We start from the raw sequence: 24,054 nt of genomic DNA, 5'->3' as shown, positions 1-24,054 counted from the left end.
GGGCCTCAGGCGCTCTGCGCCCACTCCTTCAGCGCGGCCCGGTCGGCGAAGTCGGCCACGTTGGTGTCGACCGGATCGTCCGTGTACTGGTGGAAGCGCCACTTCGCCTGGATGCGCGGCTTGCCCGCCGAGACGTAGTCGGCGATCCACAGGCCGTCACCGGCGTACGAGGTGGTGTCGACGTTGAGCCAGAAATTGCGGTTGCAGTAGAGGACGATCCGGTTGTCCGGCCGCAGGGCCTTGAGCTTCCTGATGAAGCTGTCCTTCTCCGCGTTGCTCGGGTGGGTGCCCTCGCCGTTGGTCTCCCAGTCGACGGCGAGGATGTCGCCCTTGCGGTCCGGGGCCTTGGAGACGAAGTACTCGGCCTGCGCGGTGAGGTTGCCCGGCCACAGGAAGTGGTAGAAGCCGACGACGAGTCCGGCGTCGCGGGCCCGCTTCGTCTGCGCGGCGAGCTTGGGGTTGACGTACGAACGGCCCTCCGTCGCCTTCACGAAGACGAAGGAGAGACCGGCCGTGTCGTAGCTGGAGGACTGGTACGCGCTGACGTCGATGCCGCGCAGCATGGGGCCTCCCTGAGGGGCTGTGGGGGGACGGGAGTTGGTTATTCCCCACGATGGCACGGGCGATCCCCGCCGGAAGCGGAAACGTCGACTTCGGTTCGTCCGGGCGCCATTGACGCGCGTAGCGCGGTGCCGCACGCTGGGCTCCGCGGTTCACGGACGACTCGACGGTCGGGAGGCCGGGATGTTCAGACGCGTGTCACGTCTTCTTCTCTCATTTGTCATGCTCATGGCTGGCGCGGTGGCCGGGGTGGGCGCCACCGCCGGCACCGCTCAGGCCGACTCCTGCTACACCTGGAACCGCACCCTGAGCCAGGGCTCGTCCGGCAGCGACGTGACGCAGCTCCAGATCCGCGTCGCCGGCTGGGTCACCTCCGGCGAACGGCTCTCCTACGACGGCCAGTACGGCGCCCGGACCGCCGCCGCCGTCAAGAAGTTCCAGGCCGCCTACGGTCTCGGCGCGGACGGCATCGCCGGCCCCGCGACCTTCAGCAAGATCTACGCGCTCCAGGACGCGGACTGCACGCCCGTCCACTTCACCTACGCGGAGCTGAACAAGTGCAACTCCGACTGGTCGGGCGGCGCCGTCTCCGCCGCCACCGCCAAGTCGAACGCGCTGAAGACCATGTGGAAGCTGGAGGCGATGCGGCACGCCCTCGGCGACGTGCCGATCACGATCTCCAGCGGCTTCCGCTCCCGCGCCTGCAACAACGCCGTCGGCGGCTCGTCCACCAGCCGCCACCTCTACGGCGACGCCGCCGACCTCACCGGCTCGCCCAGCTTCTGCCGGCTCGCCCAGCAGGCCAGGACGCACGGCTTCTCCGAGATCCTCGGCCCGGGCTATCCCGGCCACAACGACCACACCCACGTGGCCTTCGACCCGTCCCCGTACTGGTCGGCCCCCAACTGCGGCATCTGAACCGCCGGATCCAGCCCGGTGCGGTCCCCTGGACGGGTCAGGACGCGGACGAGGCCGCCGGGGTGGTCCGGGGGGCCTCGCCGGCGGGCGCGGACACCTGCTCGTCCAGGGAGACGTCCTTGGTCTCCTTGGAGAGCAGGAGGGCGCCCAGCGTCAGTACGGCCATCGCGGAGAGGTACACGCCGACCAGCCACGGCGAGCCGTCACCGGCCTCCCACAGCGCCACCGCGATGAACGGGGCGACGGCCGCGCCGAGGATCGAGCTGACGTTGTACGAGATGCCGGAGCCGGTGTACCGCACGCTCGTCGGGAACAGCTCCGGCAGCAACGCGCCCATCGGGCCGAAGGTCATGCCCATCAGCGTGAAGCCGAGCACCAGCCACAGCACCACGCCGAGCGTGCCCATGTCGATCAGCGGCACCCAGACCAGGCCGAACACCACGATGGCGGCGGTGATCCAGACCAGGGTGGCGCGGCGTCCGTACCGGTCGGCGAGCGGGCCGGAGACCAGGGTGAACACGGCGAAGAACAGCACGCCGAAGATCATCATCAGGACGAACGTGGTGTAGCTGTACCCCAGTCCCGGCACGTCGGCGTCCTTCGCGGCGCGTCCGTAGCTCAGCGAGAACGTGGTCATGAGGTAGAAGAGCACGTAGGTCGCCAGCATGATGAACGTGCCCAGGACCAGCTGCTTCCAGTGCCCCTGGACCACGGTGGCCAGCGGGAGCTTCCGCACCTTGCCGGCCTCGCGGGTCCGGGTGAACACCGTCGACTCGACGAGCCGCGAGCGTACCCACAGGCCGATCGCGACCATCACGGCGGAGAACAGGAACGGGATGCGCCATCCCCAGCTCGCGAAGGCCTCGGACGGCTGCGTGGGGTCGGCGCCGCTCTCGGAGGGCAGCAGCGCCCCGATGATCAGGAACAGGCCGTTGCCGATGATGAAGCCGAGCGGTGCGCCGAGTTGCGGGAAGGTGCCCCACAGGGCCCGCTTGCCGCGGGGCGCGTTCTCGGTCGCGACCAGCGCGGCCCCGCTCCACTCGCCGCCGAGCGCGAAGCCCTGCGCGAGCCGCATCAGCACGAGCAGCGCGGTGGCGATCCAGCCGGCCTGCGCGTAGGTCGGCAGGGCGCCGATGAGGAAGGTGGCGATGCCCATGGTGAGCAGCGAGACGACCAGCGTCTTCTTGCGGCCGAGCCGGTCGCCGAGGTGCCCGAAGAAGACGGCGCCGACCGGTCGCGCGACCATCGCGGCGCCGAAGACCGCGAAGGACGACAGCAGCGCCGTGGTGGGGTCGCTGCTCGGGAAGAAGAGCTTCGGGAAGACGAGGACGGCGGCGGTCGCGTAGATGTAGAAGTCGTAGAACTCGATCGTCGTCCCCATGAGGCTGGCGACGAGGACCCGCGACCGGGGATTGACCGGCGTCTGCGGTGCGGGGGCGGAAGCTGGTGCGGGCATGCCTAGATCTTTCACGTGCGAAACATGTGCCCCGCAACGATCTCAGCCGTCTTGGTTTTCGGAAAGCGCGTGTCACGATGTGAGATGCCCGCGGGGGTGTTCCCGGTCGTGGACGAGGGCAGGGGCCTGCCCTAGCACTCGATGATGTTCACCGCCAGCCCGCCCCGGGCCGTCTCCTTGTACTTGACGGACATGTCGGCGCCGGTTTCCTTCATCGTCTTGATGACCTTGTCCAGCGAGACCTTGTGCGAGCCGTCGCCGCGCATCGCCATCCGGGCCGCCGTGACCGCCTTGACCGCGGCCATGCCGTTGCGCTCGATGCAGGGGATCTGGACCAGGCCGCCGACCGGGTCGCAGGTGAGGCCGAGGTTGTGCTCCATGCCGATCTCGGCGGCGTTCTCCACCTGCTCCGGGGTGCCGCCCAGCACCTCGGCGAGGGCGCCGGCCGCCATCGAGCAGGCGGAGCCGACCTCGCCCTGGCAGCCGACCTCGGCGCCGGAGATGGAGGCGTTCTCCTTGAAGAGCATGCCGATGGCGCCCGCGGCGAGCAGGAAGCGGACCACGCCGTCCTCGTCGGCGCCGGGGACGAAGTTCACGTAGTAGTGCAGGACCGCCGGGATGATGCCGGCCGCGCCGTTGGTGGGGGCGGTGACGACCCGGCCGCCGGCCGCGTTCTCCTCGTTCACGGCCATCGCGTAGAGGGTGATCCACTCCATCGCCAGGGCCTGCGGGTCGCCCTCGGAGCGCAGCTTGCGCGCGGTGTTCGCGGCGCGGCGGCGGACCTTCAGGCCGCCCGGCAGGATGCCCTCGCGGGTCATGCCGCGCTCCACGCAGGACCGCATCACGCGCCAGATCTCCAGCAGGCCCTCGCGGATCTCGTCCTCGTCGCGCCAGGCCCGCTCGTTCTCCAGCATCAGGGCGGAGATGGACAGGCCCGTCTCGCGGGCCAGCCGCAGCAGCTCGTCGCCGGTGCGGAAGGGGTACTTCAGGACGGTGTCGTCCAGGACTATGCGGTCCGCGCCCACCGCGTCCTCGTCGACGACGAAGCCGCCGCCGACCGAGTAGTAGGTCTTGGTCAGCACCTCGGCGCCGTCGGCGTCGTACGCCCACAGCGACATGCCGTTGGCGTGGTAGGGGAGGGCCTTGCGGCGGTGCAGGACCAGGTCGTCGTCGTAGGCGAAGGCGATCTCGTGCTCGCCGAGGAGGCGGATGCGGCCCGAGGTCCTGATCTGCTCGACGCGCTCGTCGGCCGTCTCCACGTCCACCGTGCGCGGGGAGTCGCCCTCCAGGCCGAGCAGCACCGCCTTGGGGGTGCCGTGGCCGTGGCCGGTGGCGCCGAGCGAGCCGTACAGCTCGGCGCGGACCGAGGCGACGGAGCCCAGCAGCTCCTCGTTGCGCAGGCGGCGGGCGAACATGCGGGCCGCGCGCATCGGGCCGACCGTGTGGGAGCTCGACGGGCCGATGCCGATCGAGAACAGGTCGAAGACCGAGATGGCCACGGGGGACTCCTCAGAACGGGGGTGGTGCAGAGGGGGGGTGCGTCGGGTGGGGCGCCGGACGCCGCTTGTGGCGGGCACGGCGCCCCACCCGGAGGTGCGGTGTCTACTTGTTCAGACCCGGGTACAGCGGGTGCTTGTCTGCCAGGGCCTTCACCCGGGCCTTGAGCGCCTCCGCGTCGTAGGACGGCTTCAGCGCCTCGGCGATCACGTCCGCGACCTCGGCGAAGTCCTCGGCCGTGAAGCCGCGGGTCGCCAGGGCCGGCGTGCCGATGCGCAGACCGGAGGTCACCATCGGCGGACGCGGGTCGTTCGGGACGGCGTTGCGGTTGACCGTGATGCCGACCTCGTGCAGGCGGTCCTCGGCCTGCTGCCCGTCCAGCTCGGAGTCGCGCAGGTCGACCAGGACCAGGTGGACGTCCGTGCCGCCGGTCAGGACCGACACGCCCGCCGCCCTGGCGTCGTCCTTCACCAGGCGCTCGGCGAGGATGCGGGCGCCCTCCAGCGTACGACGCTGGCGCTCCTTGAAGTCCTCGCTCGCGGCGACCTTGAAGGCGACGGCCTTGGCGGCCACCACGTGCTCCAGCGGGCCACCCTGCTGACCGGGGAAGACGGCGGAGTTGATCTTCTTGGCCAGCTCGGCCGTGGAGAGGATCACACCGCCGCGGGGGCCGCCCAGCGTCTTGTGGGTGGTCGTGGTGACGACGTGGGCGTGCGGGACCGGGTTCGGGTGCAGGCCCGCCGCGACCAGACCGGCGAAGTGCGCCATGTCGACCATCAGGTACGCACCGACCTCGTCGGCGACCTTGCGGAACGCGGCGAAGTCCAGCTGCCGCGGGTAGGCCGACCAGCCGGCCACGATCAGCTTCGGCTTGCTCTCCTTGGCGAGGCGCTCCACCTCGGCCATGTCGACCTGGCCGTCGTCGCCGACGTGGTAGGGGACGACGTTGTAGAGCTTGCCGGAGAAGTTGATCTTCATGCCGTGGGTCAGGTGCCCGCCGTGGGCGAGGTTCAGACCCATGATCGTGTCGCCCGGCTTGAGCAGCGCGAACATCGCGGCCGCGTTGGCCTGGGCGCCCGAGTGCGGCTGCACGTTGGCGTGCTCGGCGCCGAAGAGCGCCTTGACCCGGTCGATGGCGATCTGCTCGACCACGTCGACGTGCTCGCAGCCGCCGTAGTAGCGGCGGCCGGGGTAGCCCTCGGCGTACTTGTTGGTGAGGACCGAGCCCTGGGCCTCCATGACCGCGACCGGGGCGAAGTTCTCCGAGGCGATCATCTCGAGGGTGGACTGCTGGCGGTCCAGCTCGGCGTCGACGGCGGCGGCGACGTCCGGGTCCAGCTCGTGCAGGGGTGTGTTCAGAAGCGACATGGGGTCGGGACTCCTCAGCCGGCGGTGAAGGCGGTGTACTCGTCGGCGGAGAGCAGGTCGGCCGGCTCGTCCGTGATCCGCACCTTGAACAGCCAGCCGCCCTCGAAGGGGGCGCTGTTCACCAGCGACGGGTCGTTGACGACTTCCTCGTTGACCTCGGTGACCTCGCCGGAGACGGGGGAGTACAGGTCGGAGACGGACTTGGTCGACTCCAGTTCGCCGCAGGTCTCGCCCGCGGTGACCGAGTCGCCGACCTCGGGGAGCTGGACGAAGACCACGTCACCGAGCGCGTTGGCCGCGTGCTCCGTGATGCCGACCGTCGAGGCGCCGTCCTCGGCGCCCGACAGCCACTCGTGCTCCTTGCTGTAGCGCAGCTGCTGGGGGTTGCTCATGGCCTGAATTCTCCTGTACGCGAGGAAGTGGCTGGTGAAGGGGGTGGTGGGACGGTACGGCACACGGGGCCGGTGCCGCCCGGGACACAGGGGGCGAGTGCCGCCCAGTGTCTACTTCTGGCGCTTGTAGAACGGCAGCGCCACGACCTCGTACGGCTCGTGGCTGCCCCGGATGTCCACACCGACGCCCTCCGTGCCCTCGGCCGCGTGCGCGGGGTCGACGTACGCCATGGCGATCGGCTTGCCCAGGGTCGGGGAGGGGGCACCGGAGGTGACCTCACCGATCACCTCGCCGCCCGCGACGACCGGGTACCCGGCACGCGGCACCCGGCGGCCCTCGGCGACCAGGCCGACCAGGACGCGGGGCGGCTGGGAAGCGGCGCGCTCGGCGGCCTCGGTCAGGGCGGCGCGCCCGACGAAGTCGCCCTCCTTCTCGAACTTCACCACCCGGCCCAGACCGGCGTCGAAGGGCGTCAGCGCGGTCGACAGCTCGTTGCCGTACAGCGGCATGCCCGCCTCCAGGCGCAGCGTGTCCCGGCAGGACAGACCGCACGGGACCAGTCCCGCGCCCTCGCCGGCCTTGGTCAGCGCCTCCCACAGTCCGACGGCGTGCTCGGGCTTCACGAACAGCTCGAAGCCGTCCTCGCCGGTGTAACCGGTGCGCGCGATCAGCGCCGGGACGCCCGCCACCGTGCCGGGCAGACCGGCGTAGTACTTCAGGCCGTCCAGGTCGGCGTCGGTGAGCGACGCGAGGATGCCCGGGGACTCGGGGCCCTGCACCGCCAGCAGCGCGTAGGCGTCGCGGTCGTCGCGCACCTCGGCGTCGAAGCCGGCCGCCCGCTCGGTCAGCGCGTCCAGCACGACCTGGGCGTTGGAGGCGTTGGCGACGACCATGTAGTGAGAAGACCCGGCCTCGGCTTCGCCCAGCCGGTAGACGATCAGGTCGTCCAGGATGCCGCCGTCCTCGCGGCAGATCATGGTGTAGCGGGCCCGGCCCGGCTTCACGCTGCCGATGTTGCCGACCAGCGCGAAGTTCAGCAGCTCGGCCGCCTGCGGCCCGGTGACGGTGATCTCACCCATGTGCGAGAGGTCGAAGAGACCGGCACGGGTGCGCACCGCGACGTGCTCCTCGCGCTCGGAGCCGTAGCGCAGCGGCATGTCCCAGCCGGCGAAGTCGGTCATCGTCGCGCCCAGCGCGCGATGCGTGGCATCGAGCGCGGTACGGCGCAGTTCGGTACTGCTCATCGGTCGGTCGTCTCCCAGGACAGGACGTGGCGAGGTCGGTCCTCCCCATCTGTCATCGGAACCTGAGAGGTTCGCCACGGCCACCGGAGTACGGCGATCAGGGCTTGCACCTTGGGTGGGACCGCCCTCGGGGGCGGTCCGCTTTTCAGATGTGCCTCGCCCGCGCGGTAACGGGGCCTGAGAGATTCAAGGGAGGGACTTGCTCCTTCGGCGCCCCGGCGCGGCCGGGGACTCTCCCGCGCGGATTCAAACGGCCGGTATGCAGTTGGCGCCGCCATCATTGCACGCCCCGGCGATCCGTGGCAGACCGTGATCTGTAACCGGCTTGTGGCAGTAAGCGAACGAAAACGCGAGACCCGCGCATTACCTTCTCTTTACACTCGACGGGGAGGTACTCGTGTACCGCCCCAGGGGAGGACGATCACGGTGAACAGGACCACGGCGTACGCCACCACCTCGGGACTCGCGCTGCCCAAGCAGTCGGCCGCTCCGGCGCCCGAGGCATGCGCCCCACTGCCCGCACCCGTCGTCCGGGACCTCAGGGACCGCGACGGCCGCAGCCCGCACGCCCTCCTCTTCGGCCCCCGGGACCTGGTGGTGATCACCGGCCTGCCCGGCAGCGGCAAGTCCACGCTGATGCGGCGCACCGTGCGCGGCGGCCGCATCGACTCCCAGGACACCCGCGACCGCTGGGACCGCCGCATGCCGCGCTTCCTGCCGTACGCGCTCTACCGCCCCCTGGTCCGCCTCGCCCACTACGCGGGGCTGCGCCGCGCGCTGCGCTCCGGCGAGGGCGTCGTCGTGCACGACTGCGGCACCCAGGCCTGGGTGCGCGGCTGGCTGGCCCGCGAGGCCCGCCGCCGGGAGGGCACCCTGCACCTGCTGCTCCTCGACGTCGCTCCCGACCAGGCCCTGGCCGGCCAGCGCGAGCGCGGCCGCGGCGTCTCGCGGTACGCGTTCCTGCGGCACCGCACGGCCAACTCCCGCCTGCTGCGCGCGGTGACCGAAGGCACCCTGCCCGGCGGCTGCGCCTCCGCGGTCGTCCTCGACCGGGCGGCGGCCGACACCCTCCGCAGGATCGCCTTCACGGGGTGACGCACGGCAGGGCCCGGGGCCGACCGGGTTAGCCTTTCAGCCACGAACGGCGGTACCAGGCAGGCGGTAGGTAGGCAGATGGACTTCCCGGCACAGGCGCACCCCCACTCGCACGGCGGATGGCCAGGCAACGAGCTGGAGGAGGTGCTGTCCGCCTCCCTCGGCATCCCGTCGGCCGGCGGCCGGATCGTGGAGGTCCTCGGCCGCAGCTTCCTGTGGATACCCCTGCCGAACGGCGGCGGCCCGCACAGCGGCCCCCTCGACCTGCCCTCGCTGGAGATCGACGGCCAGGCCTACGTGCCGGTGTTCAGCTCCGAGGAGCAGCTGCGCCAGGTCGCCGGGGCGCACATGGCGTACACCATCGCCCCCGCCGTGGAGTTCGCCCGCGGCCTGCCCCCGCAGGTCGGCATCGCGGTGAACCCGGAGGGCGTGGCCGGCATCCCGCTGCCGCCGCCCGCCGTGGCCGAGCTGTGCCGCGCCGGACGCACCCCGCTGGACGGACCGGCCTCCGGCGGCCGGGTCCGCCTCTTCGAGCCGGACTGGCAGGACGACCCGGTGGACTTCCTGGCCGCGGCCTCCGCGGAGTTCGCTGCCATCGGCGTCGTGCGCACCGCGCGCCGCTGCCTGGCCGCCGTCGAGACCGCCGACCCGGTCCTGTTCGTCGGCGTCGAACTCACCCACTGGGAGGGCGACGCCCGCGCCCTCCCCCTGGACGCCCTCGGCCGCGCCCTCGCCAGGTCCCCCCTGAAGTGGCAGGTCAACCTGATCCTCCTGGAAGCAGCCCAGGACCCGGTCTGCGACTGGATGCGGGAGAAGGTCAGGCCCTTCTACAACGGTGACTTGTAAACACCGGTATGGGAAACGCCGTCAGGGGCGCGGGGAACTGCGCGACAAGCCACGACGGCGCCGCAGCCGAACAAGGACCGCACACCCCGAGCTCCGAACCTCCCCCGCACCCGGCGGAGCCTTAAGCTGGACCCGACACCGGGGGAACTTCTCGAAGGGGCGATACACGTGAGCGCCAGCGGCACCACGACCGGACAGGTCGAGCACATGCTGCGCCAGGTGACGCCCGGGCGCTACGACGCCTACGAGGCCCTGCTGCGCGCCCTGGCCACCCCCACCTCCGGCCAGGTCTGGATGCTGCTGTGGCACGGCCAGGCCGGCTCCCCGGACGCCCAGTACGGGAACATGGAGGTCGACGGCTACGGCTACGCCCCCTGCGTGACCTCCGCCCAGGAGCTGTCGGCCAGCGGCTGGAACCGGTCGTACGAGGTGGTCGACGGCCTGGAGGTCGCCCGCGCCCTCTACCCCGACCACTACGGCCTGTGGCTCAATCCGCACGCCCCCGGCGGCGGCGTCGGCATCCCCTGGCTCGACCTGCGCCGCATCGCCTCCGGCCTGGACCGCCAGCCCGCCGGGCCGCTCCGGCTGTCCGAACCGGCCATCGAGATCCCCCAGTTCTACGCCCTGCTCGCGCAGAACGCGCACCGCACCCCGGCGGTCCGCGCGCTGCGCCGCGCCTGGGTGCAGCCGGCGCTGGGGGCGCCGTACCTGGCCATCGGCCTGGACGTGTACGACACCTCCCCGCCGGCCGTCGACGCGGTGCGCGCGATGATGCAGCAGTCCGTCGGCGCGGTGCCGGACGGGCTGCCGGTGTCGACGGTGGCGATGACCGACGCCCACGACCCGGTCGCCCTGTGGCTGCGCGCCAACGCGCGCCCGTTCTACGACCGCGAGGCCCACGCGGCCGCCCCCGCCCAGGCACCGGCGGGCGGGGACGGATACCCTCCCGCCGGTAGCCGCTACTGACGGCCGCTCCCGCCGGACCGGAACCTGGTCCGGTCCCGGCCCGCGGACCGAACCGGAACCCGGGCCGGTCCGCGAACCGGGCGGACAGAGGCGATCTTCGCGCGTAGATGACGACGCAAACCACCGCGTTGTCCCCGATGTCCAACTCGCCCGTGTCCGGCCCCCGTTACCCACTGTCCGGATAACGGAACACCTCAAACAGCATCACGGTTGCGCATCCATTCCCCGTCAACTCTGGCTACAGATCGCCAAAGCGTTGAAGACTCCCGCAACAAGGGGTGGATGCTCGCCTCTTTGTACGACGGACTGATCACGCCGCTACAGCGGCAAGTGCGGGCCGGCTACCGCCGGTTGAGAGGGGTCCCTGCCAGATGACGGCACCATTGCACGAGCCGACCGCGGAAGCGGCCCCGAGTGCGGCAGAGGAAGCGGCGGTCGCCGGCGCCGAGGCCAAGTCGGTACAAGGCCGCTCCCTGGGCCGGATCGCCTGGGAGCGCCTGAAGAAGGACCGGCTGGCCCTCGCGGGCGGCATCGTGGTGCTGGTCCTCATCCTGGTCGCCGTCTTCGCGCCCCTGATCACCTCCCTGTACGGGCAGGATCCCAACGCGTACAACGAGGACATGATCGACCCGCTGTTCGGCACCCCTACGGGTTCCCTGGGCGGCGTCAGCGGCGACCACTGGCTCGGCGTGGAGCCGGTCAACGGCCGTGACATCTTCGCCCGCATCGTCCACGGCGCCCGGATCTCCCTGCTCGTCGGCTTCCTCTCCGCCATGGTCGCCGTGGTCATCGGCACCGTCCTGGGTGTCCTCGCCGGCTTCTTCGGCGGCTGGGTCGACTCCCTCATCAGCCGGATCATGGACGGTCTGCTGGCCTTCCCGCAGCTGCTGTTCATCATCGCCCTGGTCTCCGTGATGCCGGACTCCATGCTGGGGCTGAGCGGCACGGGCGTGCGCCTGCTCATGATGATCGTGGTCATCGGCTTCTTCGGCTGGCCCTACATCGGCCGCGTGGTCCGCGGCCAGACCCTCTCCATGCGTGAACGGGAGTACGTCGAGGCGGCCAGGTCACTGGGGGCCGGACGGTTCTACATCCTGTTCAAGGAACTGCTGCCCAACCTGGTGGCGCCGATCATCGTCTACACCACGATGATGATCCCCACCAACATCCTCACCGAGGCGGCGCTCAGCTTCCTGGGCGTGGGCGTCAAGCCGCCCACCTCGTCCTGGGGGCAGATGCTCTCGAGCGCGATCGACTACTACAAGTCGGACCCCATGTACATGGTGGTCCCCGGTGTGGCGATCTTCATCACCGTTCTTGCCTTCAACCTCTTCGGTGACGGCGTGCGCGACGCGCTGGACCCGAAGGGCTCCCGCTGACCCTGCCGTACCGCAAAGCGACCCGTGGCACCTGCACGGGGTCTCTCATCTAATCCGGAGGATCCGAGATCGTGACTACCCAACGCACCTCAGGGCGGCGCAAGCAGGCTTTGGCCGCTGCCGCAGTGGTCGCCGCGCTGCTGACCACGGCGGCGTGCGGCGGAGGCGGCGACGACAGCGGCAGCGGCGGTTCGAAGAACGGCGCGGCCGGCTACGACGCAGCCAACAACAAGGTCGCCCAGGCCTCCGAGGCCAAGAAGGGCGGCACGCTGAAGTTCGCCAGCACGCAGGACGCCGACTCGTGGGACACCACGCGCGGCTACTACGGCTTCATGTGGAACTTCTCCCGCTACTACAGCCGCCAGCTCGTCACCAACAAGACGGAGCCGGGCAAGACCGGTGCCGAGGTCACCCCCGACCTCGCCACCGACGTCGCCAAGGTCTCGGACGACGGCAAGACCTACACGTACACCCTGCGTGACGGCGTCACCTGGGAGGACGGCAAGCCGATCACCTCCAAGGACGTCAAGTACGGCATCGAGCGCGTCTGGGCGCAGGACGTGCTGTCCGGCGGTCCGACGTACCTCAAGGAGGTGCTCGACCCCTCGGACGAGTACAAGGGTCCGTACAAGGACACGTCCAAGGACAAGCTCGGCCTGAAGGCGATCGAGACGCCGGACGACAAGACGATCATCTTCCACCTGCCGAAGGCCAACTCGGACTTCGAGGAGATGCTCGCGCTGACCTCGGCGTCCCCGGTCCGCCAGGACAAGGACACCAAGTCCAAGTACGGCCTGCACCCGTTCTCCTCGGGCCCGTACAAGTTCGAGTCCTACAACCCCGGCAAGGACCTGACCCTGGTCCGCAACACCGAGTGGAAGCAGAGCTCGGACCCGGTCCGCAAGGCGTACCCGGACAAGATCACGATCAAGTTCTTCACCAACGCCAACGACATGGACGCCCGCCTGATCGCCGGCGACTACGACATCGACCTGGCGCAGACCGGTCTGTCCCCGCAGGGCCGCACCACGGCGCTCAAGGAGCATGAGGGCAACCTGGACAACCCGGTCTCGGGTTACATCCGGTACGCCGCGTTCCCGCAGAACGTGAAGCCGTTCGACAACATCCACTGCCGCAAGGCCGTGCTCTACGGGGCCGACCACGTCTCCCTGCAGACTGCGCGCGGTGGCCCGAAGGCCGGCGGTGACATCGGCACCAACATGCTGCCGCCCGCCGTTCCGGGCGCCGAGGGCCAGAAGTACGACCCGTACGAGATGGCCGGTGCCAACAAGAAGGGCAACGTCGAGAAGGCCAAGGAAGAGCTGAAGGCCTGCAACCAGCCGAACGGCTTCAAGACCACCATCGCGGTCCGCAACAACAAGCCGGTCGAGGTGGCCACCGCCGAGTCCCTCCAGGCCTCGCTGAAGAAGGTCGGGATCGACGTCGAGATCGACCAGTACGACGGCTCGCAGTACGCCAGCGTCATCGGTAGCCCCACCAACGTGAAGAAGAAGGGCTACGGCATCATCATCATGGGCTGGGGCCCGGACTTCCCGTCCGTGCAGGGCTACGGTCTGCCGCTGTGGCACAGCGACTACATCCTCGACAGCGCGAACAACAACTTCGCGATGATCGACGACCCGAAGATCGACGGTCTCTTCGCCGACTACCTGACCGAGCTGGACGACGCCGGCAAGACGAAGATCGCCACTGAGATCAACCACAAGGTGATGGAGGGCGCGTACTACCTGCCCTTCGTCTTCGAGAAGTTCATCAACTGGCGTTCCAGCAACATCGCGAACGTGTACACCACCGACGCCTACAGCGGTATGTACGACTTCGTGAACATCGGTCTGAAGAACCCCAAGAAGTAACCGGTACACCCGCCGTACGGCACGAAAGGCAGGTGAAGGCCGGCGCGGCGTGACCGCGGGCCGCCGGACAACCTCCGGCGGCCCGCGGGGCGCAGCGGGCCGCAACCCGTGCTCGCTTACCTCATCAGGCGGCTGTTCGCCGCCGCAGTGATGCTCGTGGTCATCATCCTGGTGGTCTTCTGCATCTTCTTCCTCGTCCCCAAGTGGGCCGGGGTCGACATCGCCCTGAACTTCGTCGGCAAGCAGGCGGACCCCGCCGCCGTCGAGGGGGTGCGGCAGAAGCTGGGTCTGGGCGACCCGGTCTTCGTCCAGGCCTGGGAGTTCTTCAAGGGCATCTTCGCGGGCCGTACCTACGCGGCCGGCGGCGACGTGACCCACTGCGCCGCGCCCTGCTTCGGCTACTCCTTCAAGACCGAGCAGTCGGTCTGGCCGGTGCTGACCGAGCGTTTCCCGGTGACCCTGGCCCTCGCGCTCGGCGCCGCCGTGCTGTGGCTGATCTTCGGCGTGGCCGCCGGTGTGCTCTCCGCGCTCAAGCGCGGCACGCTGTGGGACCGCGGCGCGATGGTCGTCGCCCTGGCGGGTGTCTCCCTCCCCATCTACTTCACCGGTCTGCTCAGCCTGGCGATCTTCTCCTACGGACTGGGCTGGATCGACGGCGAGTTCGTACCGCTCGAGGAGAGCTTCAGCGGCTGGCTCGGCGGCATGATCCTGCCCTGGATCACGCTGGCCTTCCTCTACGCCGCGATGTACGCCCGGATCACCCGCGCCACCATGCTGGAGATCCTCGGCGAGGACTACATCCGCACCGCGCGGGCCAAGGGCCTCAAGGAACAGGTCGTCATCAGCAAGCACGCGATGCGCTCGACCCTGACCCCGCTGCTCACCATGCTCGGCATGGACCTCGGCGCCCTGATGGGCGGCGCGATCCTGACCGAGACCACGTTCAGCCTCCCCGGCCTCGGCCAGAAGGTGCTGGACGCGATCCAGAACCACGACCTGCCCTTTATCCTGGGCGTCGTACTGATCACTTCTCTCGCGGTGCTGATCGCCAACCTCGTGGTGGACGTCCTGTACGCCGTGATCGACCCCCGAGTGAGGCTCGCATGACCGAACTGAGCAAGAGCGGGGCCGCGGTGGGCGAGCCCACCGGCACCTCGCCCGCGCCGACCGCCTTCCTGGAAGTACGCGACCTCAAGGTCCACTTCCCCACCGACGACGGCCTGGTCAAGTCCGTCGACGGGCTCTCCTTCCAGCTGGAGAAGGGCAAGACCCTCGGCATCGTGGGCGAGTCCGGCTCCGGCAAGTCGGTGACCTCGCTCGGCATCATGGGTCTGCACACCGCCGGCCAGTACGGCAAGCGCAAGGCGCAGATATCGGGCGAGATCTGGCTGGACGGCACCGAGCTGCTGTCCGCCGACCCCGACCACGTACGCAAGCTGCGCGGCCGCGAGATGGCGATGATCTTCCAGGATCCGCTGTCCGCGCTGCACCCGTACTACACGATCGGCCAGCAGATCGTGGAGGCGTACCGCATCCACCACAAGGTGGACAAGAAGACCGCCAAGCGCCGCGCGGTGGAGATGCTCGACCGGGTCGGCATCCCGCAGCCCGACAAGCGGGTGGACAGCTACCCGCACGAGTTCTCCGGCGGTATGCGCCAGCGTGCGATGATCGCGATGTCGCTGGTGAACAACCCCGAGCTGCTCATCGCGGACGAGCCGACCACCGCCCTGGACGTCACCGTCCAGGCGCAGATCCTGGACCTCATCCGGGACCTGCAGAAGGAGTTCGGCTCCGCGGTCATCATCATCACCCACGACCTGGGCGTCGTCGCCGAGCTGGCCGACGACCTGCTGGTGATGTACGGCGGCCGGTGCGTGGAGCGCGGTCCGGCGGAGAAGGTGTTCTACGAGCCCCGGCACCCCTACACCTGGGGCCTGCTGGGCTCGATGCCGCGGCTCGACCGCGACCAGCAGGAGCGCCTGATCCCGGTCAAGGGCTCGCCGCCCTCCCTCATCAACCTCCCGTCCGGCTGCGCCTTCAACCCGCGCTGCCCGTACGCCGACGTGCCCAAGGACGACGTCACCCGCACGGTCCGCCCCGAGCTGACCGAGGTCGGCAGCAAGCACTGGGCCGCCTGCCACATGTCGCAGGAGCAGCGGGAGCGTATCTGGACCGAAGAGATTGCGCCGAAGCTGTGAGCGACCAGGCAGAGGACAAAGCGGTGACCATCCCCGCACAGACCAGCGGCACCACCCTCACCAAGGACGCCGCCCCCGGTGACACCCTGCTGAAGGTCACCGGGCTGCAGAAGCACTTCCCGATCAAGAAGGGCCTGCTGCAGCGCCAGGTCGGCGCGGTCCGCGCCGTCGACGGCATCGACTTCGAGGTCAAGGCCGGCGAGACGCTGGGCGTCGTGGGCGAGTCCGGCTGCGGCAAGTCGACCATGGGCCGGCTGATCACCCGGCTGCTGGAGCCGACCGCGGGCAAGGTCGAGTTCCAGGGCAAGGACATCACCCACCTCGGGGTCGGCGGCATGCGTCCGCTGCGCCGCGACGTGCAGATGATCTTCCAGGATCCGTACTCCTCGCTGAACCCGCGCCACACCATCGGCACGATCGTCAGCGCCCCCTTCAAGCTCCAGGGCGTGCAGCCCGAGGGCGGGGTCAAGAAGGAGGTCCAGCGGCTGCTGTCGGTGGTCGGTCTCAACCCCGAGCACTACAACCGCTACCCGCACGAGTTCTCCGGCGGTCAGCGCCAGCGCATCGGCATCGCCCGGGCGCTCGCGCTCAACCCGAAGCTGGTCGTGGCCGACGAGCCGGTCTCCGCGCTCGACGTGTCGATCCAGGCCCAGGTCGTCAACCTGCTCGACGACCTCCAGAGCGAGCTGGGCCTGACGTACGTGATCATCGCGCACGACCTGTCCGTCGTCCGGCACGTCTCGGACCGCATCGCGGTGATGTATCTCGGCAAGATCATGGAGCTGGCCGACCGCGACCTGCTCTACAAGACGCCGATGCACCCGTACACCAAGGCGCTGATGTCGGCCGTCCCGATCCCGGATCCGGCCCGCAAGTCGGCCAAGAGCGAGCGCATCCTGCTCAAGGGCGACGTGCCCTCGCCGATCGCCCCGCCGAGCGGCTGCCGCTTCCACACCCGGTGCTGGAAGGCGACGCAGATCTGCACCACCACCGAGCCGCCGCTCAAGGAGCTGCGGCCGGGCCAGCAGGTGGCCTGCCACCACCCGGAGAACTTCGAGGACCAGGCCCCGCAGGACGTCGTCCTGCTCTCCGCCGCGAAGGAGGCGGCGGAGCTGGTGTCGGAGGAGGCGCTGGCCGAGTCGGCGGCCACCTCGGCGGCGGTGGCCGCGGAGGTCGAGGGCGCGGAGGCCGAGCCGACCGAGAGCGAGACCACCGAGGCCGAGGCCGCTGAGGGCGCCGAGCCGGACGGCGACCAGCCCTCCGCCGAGAGCGGCGACGAGCCCGCTGCCGGCGAGGAGCCCCCCGCCAAGGGGAAGTGACCTCACTCACCCGCCCTGCCACTGAGCCCCTGCCTTCGTTTGCAAGGCAGGGGCTCACTGTCGAGTAAGAATGGAAGGGTGTACGAGCAACTCTTCAGCCCCACCGTCCAGCACACGCTCGACCTGGTCGGCATCTTCGTCTTCGCCATCTCCGGCGCGCTGCTGGCCGTACGCAAGAACTTCGACGTCTTCGGCATCGCCGTCCTCGCCGAGGTCACCGCACTCGGCGGCGGGCTGTTCCGGGACCTGGTGATCGGCGCGGTGCCGCCCGCCGCCTTCACCGACCTCGGGTACTTCCTCACCCCGTTGCTCGCGACCCTGCTGGTCTTCTTCCTCCACCCGCACGTGGAGCGCCTGCAGACCGGCGTGAACATCTTCGACGCGGCCGGGCTCGGCCTGTTCTGCGTCGCCGGCACCACCAAGGCGTACGACTACGGCCTCGGCCTGACCGCCTCCGCCTGCCTGGGCCTGACCACCGCGGTCGGCGGCGGCGTCCTGCGCGACGTGCTGGCCAACGAGGTGCCCTCGCTGCTGCGCTGGGACCGCGACCTGTACGCCGTCCCGGCGATCGTCGGCTCGGCGATGGTCGCCCTGTGCATCCGCTACGAGGCGCTCACCCCGTTCACCAGCGGGCTCGCGGTCGTCACGGCCTTCGTGCTGCGGCTGCTCGCCCTGCGCTACCACTGGCGGGCCCCGCGCGCCTGGAATCGCAGGTCGACGGTGGTGGAGGGGGACTGAGCAGGCCCTAGGGGCGGGGCATGTCCCTGACGAAGACGACGCCGTCCACCGAGTCCAGGTGGCCGGGGTCGAGCGGGGCGTAGCCGTACCAGGGGGAGACCCGGGGCGCGGGCCGCGGGTCGCCGAGGGCCTCGGCCAGCCGCCCGGCGCCGACGACGCAGGGGTCCTGGGCAAGCGCGTACAGGAGCCCCTCGACGGTGTCCGGCGGCGGGGTGTCCACGCCCTGGTGCCGGATCGTGCCGAGCGCCGTGGCCACGAAGGCGTACTCCCCGCCGAGCCGGGCGTCGACGAGCGCACCGGCGCTCCACCATTCCACCGGGCCCTGCCACATCCGCATCGAACTCCGCTCGCGCTGGAGGTGGGCGTTGTGGGCGTGGACCAGCGTGGGCCCGCGCTCGGCGAGCGCGAGGAGGTTGCCGGCCATCATCCGGTCCCGCACGCCCAGCATCCTGGTCATGCGGGCCGGGGAGGCGTCGGCCATCCAGTAGTGGTAGGTCAGCAGTCCGGTGGCGGTACGTCCGTGCAGGCGCGCCCGGTCCCAGTCGTCACGCGGGCCGGTCGCGAGCAGGTGCGGTGCCTGCTCCGCCAGCAGCGACACCAGGTCGGCGGCGAGCGTCCGCAGCTCCCCGGCCCCTGCCGAGCGCCCGACCGAGCGGGCCGGGTCCGTCATCGCCGCGGGCTCGGTCCACCGGTCGTCGGCCCCGAGCAGGCGGTCCAGCGTCTCGGCGGTGCAGGGGAGCAGGGCCGGGTCCACCTCGGCCGACAGGTATCCGTGGAGCGCGGTGAGGGACTGGCGGGGGCTCGCGGCGCCGGTGATCTCCAGCGGGCCGTCGAAGCCGGCGAAGCGGATCCGCTCGTCAGCGGGCCGGTCCTCGTTGTGGGCGCGCATCCAGCGCACCAGCTCCCGGTTGGGTGCGCTCGGCCCCCAGGGGTGGCTGAACCCGTGCGCCATGACCTCGTCGAGGGTGCCGCGGCCCCGGGTGACGTAGTCGTCCACGACCAGCCCTTTCAGGCAGTCGCTCTCGATCGCGATCGTCCGGTAGCCGTGCTGCTCGACGAGTTGCCGGAAGACGTCGTTGCGCACGTCGAGCAGGGCGTCCTCGCCGTGGGTGGGCTCGCCCAGGGCGAGCAGCCGGGGCGGTGCCGGGAGCAGCCGCAACAGGGCGGCGGCGTCGAGGGGACGGGCGATGTCCTGGATGCGTTCGGCCATGCATTCAACGCTATCGTTGAACCTTCGGTTGAAACCTGGCCGCGGAGGTGTGGGAACTTTGGCCGCCAACCTTCAAAACGGGGGTCGGCTCAGGCCGGTCGACCTGGCCCGTCCGCACGGTCTGTCGGCACAGGCGGTCAGGAACTACGAGGCGGCCGGCATCCTCCCGGCCGCCGAGCGCACGGCCCACGGCTACCGCGTCTACACTCCGCTGCACGCCCACGCCCTGGCCGCGTTCCTCGCCCTGCTGGCGGGCCACGGCCACCGGACGGCGGCGGCGGTGCTGCGGGAGGTGAACGACGGCGCGGTGGACGAAGCGCTCCGGTTGATCGACGAGAGCCACGCCCGGCTGCTCGACGACCGGCGGACGCTGGAGACCGTGCAGGGTGCGCTGCGCGACCTGGTGCCCGAGGCGGCCGGGGCGGTGCCCGGGGCCGCCGGCGGGTTCATCGGGGCGCTCGCGGCGGAGCTGGGCATCCGGCCCGCGACCCTGCGCAAGTGGGAGCGGGCCGGCCTGCTGCGCCCGCGGCGCGACCCGGTGACCGGATACCGCCGTTACGACGAGGCCGACGTCCGGGACGCCCGCCTCGCCCGCCAGCTCAGGCGGGGCGGCTACCCGCTGGAGCGGATCGCGGCGGTCGTCGCCCAGGTCAGGTCGGCCGGGGGAGTGGAGCCGCTGGAGCCCGCCCTGCACGAGTGGCGCGACCGGGTGACCGCCCGTGGCAGGGCGATGGTGGCCGGCGCGGCGGAACTGGACGCGTATCTGCGCGCACGGGAACGGACGCGGAAAGCTACCGCTTAGTAGTTTCCTGTTGTACCGTGCAGTCATGCCAGAAGCAGCCTCCGCAGCGGCCGTACGGGCCACCATCGGCGCCAGCGAGTTCGACCGGGACACCGCCGTCACCCGACGCGCCCCCGGCGTCTACGACCTCGACCTGTCGGCCGGCTGGACGATCATCAACGCCGTCAACGGCGGGTATCTGCTGGCCGTCCTGGGCCGGGCCCTCGGCGACGCGCTCCCGCACCCCGACCCCTTCACCATCTCGGCGCACTACCTCACCGCCTCCCGGCCGGGCCCGGCGGTGGTGCGCACCGAGACCGTCCGCACCGGCCGCACCCTCTCCACCGGCCAAGCCTCCCTCTTCCAGTACGACGACGAGGGCAACGAGGTCGAGCGCATCCGCGTCCTCGCGTCCTACGGCGACCTCGACGCGCTGCCGGACGACGTCCGGACCTCGGCGAAGCCGCCCGTGATCCCGCCGATGGACCAGTGCTTCGGCCCGGAGGACGGCCCGGCCCCCGTCGAGGGCAGCTCGGCCATCACCGACCGGCTGATGCTCAAGCTCGACCCCGCCACCCTGGGCTGGGCGCTTGGGCAGCCCTCGGGCCGGGGCGAGATGCGGGCCTGGTTCGGCCTCGCCGACGGCCGGGACGCCGACCCGCTCTCGCTGCTCCTCGCGGTGGACGCGCTGCCCCCGACCGCCTTCGAGCTGGGGCTCAAGGGCTGGGTGCCGACGGTCGAGCTGACCGCGCACGTGCGGTGCCGGCCGGCGCCGGGCCCGCTGCGGGTCGCCATCACCACGCGCAACCTCGCCGGCGGCTTCCTGGAGGAGGATGCCGAGGTCTGGGACAGCGCCGACCGCCTGGTCGCCCAGTCCCGCCAGCTGGCCCGGGTCCGGCTCGGCTGACCCGGGGGCCGCTCAGTCCAGCCAGTGTCTGCGGCCGACGCTGATCAGCCGCAGTTGCCGCCGTGCCGTCTCGACGGCCCGGCGGCGTTCGTCTTCCGGGGCGTCCAGCGTCTCCAGGAAGAGGGAGGCCGTGATCAGCATCTGGTCGACGTAGAGCCCCGCCAGCATCCGCAGGTCGGTCTCGCTCCAGCCCGCCGCCGACGCGTCCGTGGCCAGCTCGGCCTGCACCTCCTCGGCGAACCGCGCCAGTTGCTCCCGTATGGCCCGGCGTACCGGCTGCACCCCGCCGTGCCGCTCGCGGGCGACGAAGCGGACGTGGGCCGGGTGTGCGGCCACATGCCCGGCGATCAACTCCACCGCGCGGGCGATGCGTTCGTCGTCGTCCTCGGCCGGTGCCATCGTGGTCCGGATCATCGGGTGCAGGCTGCCCAGCGCTTCCTCGACCAGCGCCACACCGAGGTCCGCCGTGGAGTGGAAGTGCCGGTAGAAGGCGGTCGGAGCGACGCCCACGGCACGGGTGACCTCGCGCAGTCCCAGGCTGCTCAGGCTCTGCTCCTCCAGCAGGCCGAGCGCCGCGTCCAGGAGCGCCTGCCGGGTCTTCTGCTTCTGCGCCTGTCGAACGCCGGGGGTGTGACTCATGCCATGCAGTTAACAACTGTTCTCTGGAATTGAAAAGCCGTGCGGCGCGCTAGACTGAGAAGTCAGTGAACAACTGTAACCACAACCGTTCACCGAAGTCTGGGGGATCCGCTCCATGCTGTTTCTCGTCGTCGCACTCCTGCTCCTCGGGCTGGTCATGGGCACCGTCGCCCACGCACCGCTCACCTTCTCCGTCGCCGCCGGCCTGGTCATCGCGGTCTGGCTCGGCATCTTCGCCCTCCGCGAGCGGCACGGCCGCCGACGGAGCACCTCCGCCCACTGACGCACCTCCACCGACGCCCGGTCCACCGACGCACAGCAGGGAGAACACCATGCAGCTCACCGCACCGGCCCACCGCACCACCGAAAGCCCCCGCACCACCCGTCGCACCGGCATCCACGACACCGACGGCATGGCCGTCGCGTCCTTCGTGCTCGGCCTGCTCGGCCTGCTCGTCCTCAACGTCTTCCTCGGCCCCATCGCCATCGCCCTGGCGAGCGTCGCCCTCTGGCGCGGCACCGCCCGCCGCGGCCGGGCCCTTCTCGGTCTCGGCCTGGGCGTCGCCGACCTGCTGGTCCTGGTGGCGTTCATGTCCGCCGACAACACGATGTCGTGGAGCCTGTGAGCCACCTCGCCGCCGGGTCCGGACCACCGCGCGACGAGGCCAACCTTGGTCTGAGACCGGGCGGAAGCGCCCCGTAGAATCGGCCGCACCATGGCTTACCTCGACCACGCCGCGACCACCCCGATGCTGCCCGAGGCAGTCGAGGCACTCACCGCGCACCTCGGCGTCACCGGCAACGCCTCTTCCCTCCACGCGTCCGGCCGCCGGGCACGGCGCACCGTCGAGGAGGCCCGCGAAACCCTCGCCGAGGCGCTCGGCGCCCGTCCCAGCGAGGTGGTCCTGACCTCCGGCGGCACCGAGGCCGACAACCTCGCCGTCAAGGGCCTGTACTGGGCCCGCCGCGACGCCGACCCGGCCCGCACCCGGGTCCTGGCCAGCCCCGTCGAGCACCACGCCGTCCTCGACGCCGTCCACTGGCTCGGCGAGCACGAGGGCGCCACCGTCGAGTACCTGCCGGTCGACGCCCACGGCCGGGTCCACCCGGAGGCGTTGCGCGAGGCCATCGCCCGCGACCCCGCCGACGTGGCGCTCGCCACCGTGATGTGGGCCAACAACGAGATCGGCACGATCATGCCGATCCGTGAACTGGCCGACGTGGCCGCCGAGTTCGACGTGCCGCTGCACGCCGACGCGGTCCAGGCCTTCGGTCAGCTGCCGGTCGACTTCGCCGCCTCCGGGCTCGCCGCCATGACCGTTTCCGGCCACAAGATCGGCGGCCCCTACGGCATCGGCGCGCTGCTGCTCGGCCGGGAACACACCCCGGTGCCCGTCCTGCACGGCGGCGGGCAGGAACGCCACGTCCGCTCCGGCACCCTCGACGTCCCCGCCGTCGCCTCCTTCGCCGTCGCCGGACGCCTCGCCGCCGAGCAGCGCGAGTGGTTCGCCCGCGAGATCGGTGCCCTGCGCGACAACCTGGTCGAGGCGGTCCGTACCGCCGTGCCGGACGCCATCCTCGGCGGCGACCCGGCGCCCGGGGGCCGCCTGCCGGCCAACGCCCACTTCACCTTCCCGGGCTGCGAGGGCGACTCGCTCCTCCTGCTGCTCGACGCCCAGGGCATCGAGTGCTCCACCGGCTCCGCCTGCACCGCGGGGGTCGCCCAGCCCAGCCACGTCCTGCTGGCCACCGGAACCGACCCCGACCTGGCCCGCGGCACCCTGCGCTTCTCGCTCGGCCACACCTCGACCGAGGCCGACGTGGAGGCGCTGGCCAAGGCGATCGGCCCCGCGGTGGAGCGGGCCAGGGCGGCCGGGCTGTCGTAGGCGCCGCCGCGAGTGCCGACGTCGGGGCTCAGGCCTTGGTCGGCGGTTTCGACGGGCCGCTCGTGGCCGCCCGCCGCACCAGCTTCAGGTACCGGTCCCAGTCCCAGTGCGGCCCCGGGTCGGTGTGGTCGGTGCCCGGCACCTCCACGTGGCCGAGGATGTGCTCGCGGTCCACGGGTATGTCGTACCGCGCGCAGATCCCCGCCGTCAGCCGCGCGGAGGAGGCGTACATCGCGTCCGTGAAGTCCTGCGGGCGGTCCACGAAGCCCTCGTGCTCGATGCCGACACTGCGTTCGTTGTAGTCGCGGTTGCCCGCGTGGTACGCCACGTCCAGCTCGCGGATCATCTGGGTGACGCGCCCGTCCTGCCCGACGATGTAGTGCGCGGCCGCCTGGTGGCCCGGGTCCTGGAAGGCCCGCACCGCGCTGTCGAAACTGCCCTGCGTGACATGGACGATCACCATGTCGATGCCGAAGTCGTCCGGCCGGTCCGCCCGCCGCCAGTTCGCGTCCGACGCAGCCACCCAGCGGGCGCCCGCGTAGTCGACCACGCCCTCCTCACGCGGCCGCTCGACGCCCGGCAGCCGCCACCACAGCCGGGCCAGCTCGTCGCGGGCCAGCACACCGGTGCCCACGGCCGCCGCCGCACCGCCGACGATCAGCGCGCGGCGGCCGATGCGCCGGTCGCCGTCCGCCGAGCCGCCGCTCGTGGACCCGCCACCCGCGGACCCGCCCGGTGTGGACCCGCTCGTGGATCCCTGCTTCGCCCCCATGCGA

Annotated in this window: 24 protein-coding genes and 2 riboswitches; of the genes, 15 read left to right on the top strand and 9 right to left on the bottom strand. The window is 70.9% G+C overall.

The features are described from left to right. Positions 1–5: 5 nt before the first annotated feature. Entirely contained in the window at positions 6–563 is a 558-nt protein-coding gene (locus K7854_RS22535) for a glycoside hydrolase family 25 protein (protein WP_226028362.1), read from the bottom strand. Between the two features lie 181 nt (positions 564–744). On the opposite strand from K7854_RS22535, the gene K7854_RS22530 reads away from it, so the two are divergent. Next, the gene (locus K7854_RS22530) at positions 745–1,479 is read left to right on the top strand and encodes a D-Ala-D-Ala carboxypeptidase family metallohydrolase (protein WP_226028361.1); all 735 of its coding nucleotides are present in this window, start codon (positions 745–747) and stop codon (positions 1,477–1,479) included. 37 nt (positions 1,480–1,516) lie between these two features. Here the strand turns inward: K7854_RS22530 and K7854_RS22525 are convergent, their stop codons facing one another. From K7854_RS22525 to gcvT, 5 genes are all read right to left on the bottom strand, one after another. Next, entirely contained in the window at positions 1,517–2,935 is a 1,419-nt protein-coding gene (locus K7854_RS22525) for an MFS transporter (protein WP_226028360.1), read from the bottom strand. A 131-nt stretch (positions 2,936–3,066) separates the two neighbouring features. Next, the gene (locus tag K7854_RS22520) at positions 3,067–4,434 is read right to left on the bottom strand and encodes an L-serine ammonia-lyase (protein ID WP_226028359.1); all 1,368 of its coding nucleotides are present in this window, start codon (positions 4,432–4,434) and stop codon (positions 3,067–3,069) included. A gap of 103 nt (positions 4,435–4,537) precedes the next feature. Then, a complete protein-coding gene (gene glyA, locus K7854_RS22515; RefSeq protein WP_226028358.1) occupies positions 4,538–5,800 on the bottom strand; it encodes a serine hydroxymethyltransferase in 1,263 nt (420 codons plus the stop codon). A 14-nt stretch (positions 5,801–5,814) separates the two neighbouring features. Then, positions 5,815–6,192, bottom strand: coding sequence for a glycine cleavage system protein GcvH (gene gcvH, locus K7854_RS22510; protein ID WP_226028357.1), 378 nt, complete (start codon positions 6,190–6,192; stop codon positions 5,815–5,817). 111 nt (positions 6,193–6,303) lie between these two features. Then, positions 6,304–7,437, bottom strand: a complete 1,134-nt coding sequence (gcvT, locus tag K7854_RS22505; protein ID WP_226028356.1) for a glycine cleavage system aminomethyltransferase GcvT — start codon at positions 7,435–7,437, stop codon at positions 6,304–6,306. 39 nt (positions 7,438–7,476) lie between these two features. Next, positions 7,477–7,592: riboswitch (glycine riboswitch) on the bottom strand. Continuing rightward, positions 7,593–7,686, bottom strand: a riboswitch (glycine riboswitch). 177 nt (positions 7,687–7,863) lie between these two features. On the opposite strand from gcvT, the gene K7854_RS22500 reads away from it, so the two are divergent. From K7854_RS22500 to K7854_RS22460, 9 genes are all read left to right on the top strand, one after another. Next, positions 7,864–8,532, top strand: coding sequence for an AAA family ATPase (locus tag K7854_RS22500; RefSeq protein WP_226028355.1), 669 nt, complete (start codon positions 7,864–7,866; stop codon positions 8,530–8,532). Between the two features lie 78 nt (positions 8,533–8,610). Then, entirely contained in the window at positions 8,611–9,378 is a 768-nt protein-coding gene (locus tag K7854_RS22495; RefSeq protein ID WP_226028354.1) for an enhanced serine sensitivity protein SseB, read from the top strand. A 168-nt stretch (positions 9,379–9,546) separates the two neighbouring features. Next, positions 9,547–10,344 carry an enhanced serine sensitivity protein SseB C-terminal domain-containing protein gene (locus K7854_RS22490; RefSeq protein WP_226028353.1) on the top strand — a complete coding sequence of 266 codons (798 nt, stop codon included), beginning with the start codon at positions 9,547–9,549 and terminating at the stop codon, positions 10,342–10,344. Positions 10,345–10,715: 371 nt separating this feature from the next. Then, positions 10,716–11,723, top strand: coding sequence for an ABC transporter permease (locus K7854_RS22485; RefSeq protein ID WP_226028352.1), 1,008 nt, complete (start codon positions 10,716–10,718; stop codon positions 11,721–11,723). Positions 11,724–11,794: 71 nt separating this feature from the next. Further along, complete coding sequence (locus K7854_RS22480) at positions 11,795–13,597, top strand: ABC transporter substrate-binding protein (RefSeq protein WP_226028351.1); 1,803 nt, start codon at positions 11,795–11,797, stop codon at positions 13,595–13,597. 108 nt (positions 13,598–13,705) lie between these two features. Next, a complete protein-coding gene (locus K7854_RS22475) occupies positions 13,706–14,704 on the top strand; it encodes an ABC transporter permease (RefSeq protein WP_127892511.1) in 999 nt (332 codons plus the stop codon). Further along, positions 14,701–15,798, top strand: coding sequence for an ABC transporter ATP-binding protein (locus K7854_RS22470; protein WP_226028350.1), 1,098 nt, complete (start codon positions 14,701–14,703; stop codon positions 15,796–15,798). Before K7854_RS22475 ends, K7854_RS22470 begins: the two co-directional genes overlap by 4 nt. A 23-nt stretch (positions 15,799–15,821) precedes the next feature. Next, positions 15,822–17,117 (top strand): ABC transporter ATP-binding protein, encoded by a 1,296-nt coding sequence (locus K7854_RS22465; protein WP_226028349.1) that lies wholly within the window; start codon positions 15,822–15,824, stop codon positions 17,115–17,117. A gap of 78 nt (positions 17,118–17,195) precedes the next feature. Beyond that, positions 17,196–17,855, top strand: a complete 660-nt coding sequence (locus K7854_RS22460; RefSeq protein ID WP_125628708.1) for a trimeric intracellular cation channel family protein — start codon at positions 17,196–17,198, stop codon at positions 17,853–17,855. A 7-nt stretch (positions 17,856–17,862) separates the two neighbouring features. Here K7854_RS22460 and K7854_RS22455 read toward each other — a convergent pair whose 3' ends face one another. Further along, entirely contained in the window at positions 17,863–19,065 is a 1,203-nt protein-coding gene (locus K7854_RS22455) for an erythromycin esterase family protein (protein ID WP_226028348.1), read from the bottom strand. A 58-nt stretch (positions 19,066–19,123) separates the two neighbouring features. On the opposite strand from K7854_RS22455, the gene K7854_RS22450 reads away from it, so the two are divergent. Together K7854_RS22450 and K7854_RS22445 are read left to right on the top strand one after the other, a co-directional pair. Further along, positions 19,124–19,867 (top strand): TioE family transcriptional regulator, encoded by a 744-nt coding sequence (locus K7854_RS22450; RefSeq protein WP_226028347.1) that lies wholly within the window; start codon positions 19,124–19,126, stop codon positions 19,865–19,867. 25 nt (positions 19,868–19,892) lie between these two features. Next, complete coding sequence (locus K7854_RS22445) at positions 19,893–20,753, top strand: thioesterase family protein (protein WP_226028346.1); 861 nt, start codon at positions 19,893–19,895, stop codon at positions 20,751–20,753. Between the two features lie 12 nt (positions 20,754–20,765). Here K7854_RS22445 and K7854_RS22440 read toward each other — a convergent pair whose 3' ends face one another. After that, on the bottom strand, positions 20,766–21,392 hold the full coding sequence (locus K7854_RS22440; protein ID WP_226028345.1) for a TetR family transcriptional regulator: 627 nt from the start codon (positions 21,390–21,392) through the stop codon (positions 20,766–20,768). 115 nt (positions 21,393–21,507) lie between these two features. Between K7854_RS22440 and K7854_RS22435 the strand changes: the two genes are divergently transcribed. The 3 genes from K7854_RS22435 to K7854_RS22425 all read left to right on the top strand — a co-directional run bounded on the left by K7854_RS22435 (position 21,508) and on the right by K7854_RS22425 (position 23,278). Further along, entirely contained in the window at positions 21,508–21,675 is a 168-nt protein-coding gene (locus tag K7854_RS22435; protein WP_226028344.1) for a hypothetical protein, read from the top strand. Between the two features lie 49 nt (positions 21,676–21,724). Continuing rightward, entirely contained in the window at positions 21,725–22,018 is a 294-nt protein-coding gene (locus K7854_RS22430) for a DUF4190 domain-containing protein (RefSeq protein WP_226028343.1), read from the top strand. A gap of 90 nt (positions 22,019–22,108) precedes the next feature. Continuing rightward, positions 22,109–23,278 (top strand): cysteine desulfurase family protein, encoded by a 1,170-nt coding sequence (locus tag K7854_RS22425; RefSeq protein ID WP_226028342.1) that lies wholly within the window; start codon positions 22,109–22,111, stop codon positions 23,276–23,278. 28 nt (positions 23,279–23,306) lie between these two features. On the opposite strand, the gene K7854_RS22420 is transcribed toward K7854_RS22425, so the two are convergent. Beyond that, the gene (locus K7854_RS22420) at positions 23,307–24,050 is read right to left on the bottom strand and encodes an N-acetylmuramoyl-L-alanine amidase (protein WP_226028341.1); all 744 of its coding nucleotides are present in this window, start codon (positions 24,048–24,050) and stop codon (positions 23,307–23,309) included. Between the last annotated feature and the right edge of the window lie 4 nt (positions 24,051–24,054).

Source organism: Streptomyces hyderabadensis (genome assembly GCF_020404845.1).
In the GTDB taxonomy this organism is placed as follows: domain Bacteria; phylum Actinomycetota; class Actinomycetes; order Streptomycetales; family Streptomycetaceae; genus Streptomyces; species Streptomyces hyderabadensis.
Note: the sequence above shows the minus strand (reverse complement) of the source record. Positions and strands in the feature narration are given on the sequence as shown.

Coding starts and splice junctions, on each gene's coding strand:
- K7854_RS22440 (WP_226028345.1), bottom strand. CDS start 21,392: ATGAGTCACACCCCCGGCGTTCGACAGGCGCAGAAGCAGAAGACCCGG.
- glyA (WP_226028358.1), bottom strand. CDS start 5,800: ATGTCGCTTCTGAACACACCCCTGCACGAGCTGGACCCGGACGTCGCC.
- gcvT (WP_226028356.1), bottom strand. CDS start 7,437: ATGAGCAGTACCGAACTGCGCCGTACCGCGCTCGATGCCACGCATCGC.
- K7854_RS22425 (WP_226028342.1), top strand. CDS start 22,109: ATGGCTTACCTCGACCACGCCGCGACCACCCCGATGCTGCCCGAGGCA.
- K7854_RS22430 (WP_226028343.1), top strand. CDS start 21,725: ATGCAGCTCACCGCACCGGCCCACCGCACCACCGAAAGCCCCCGCACC.
- K7854_RS22445 (WP_226028346.1), top strand. CDS start 19,893: ATGCCAGAAGCAGCCTCCGCAGCGGCCGTACGGGCCACCATCGGCGCC.
- K7854_RS22485 (WP_226028352.1), top strand. CDS start 10,716: ATGACGGCACCATTGCACGAGCCGACCGCGGAAGCGGCCCCGAGTGCG.
- K7854_RS22420 (WP_226028341.1), bottom strand. CDS start 24,050: ATGGGGGCGAAGCAGGGATCCACGAGCGGGTCCACACCGGGCGGGTCC.
- K7854_RS22470 (WP_226028350.1), top strand. CDS start 14,701: ATGACCGAACTGAGCAAGAGCGGGGCCGCGGTGGGCGAGCCCACCGGC.
- K7854_RS22535 (WP_226028362.1), bottom strand. CDS start 563: ATGCTGCGCGGCATCGACGTCAGCGCGTACCAGTCCTCCAGCTACGAC.
- K7854_RS22495 (WP_226028354.1), top strand. CDS start 8,611: ATGGACTTCCCGGCACAGGCGCACCCCCACTCGCACGGCGGATGGCCA.
- K7854_RS22530 (WP_226028361.1), top strand. CDS start 745: ATGTTCAGACGCGTGTCACGTCTTCTTCTCTCATTTGTCATGCTCATG.
- K7854_RS22455 (WP_226028348.1), bottom strand. CDS start 19,065: ATGGCCGAACGCATCCAGGACATCGCCCGTCCCCTCGACGCCGCCGCC.
- gcvH (WP_226028357.1), bottom strand. CDS start 6,192: ATGAGCAACCCCCAGCAGCTGCGCTACAGCAAGGAGCACGAGTGGCTG.
- K7854_RS22435 (WP_226028344.1), top strand. CDS start 21,508: ATGCTGTTTCTCGTCGTCGCACTCCTGCTCCTCGGGCTGGTCATGGGC.
- K7854_RS22525 (WP_226028360.1), bottom strand. CDS start 2,935: ATGCCCGCACCAGCTTCCGCCCCCGCACCGCAGACGCCGGTCAATCCC.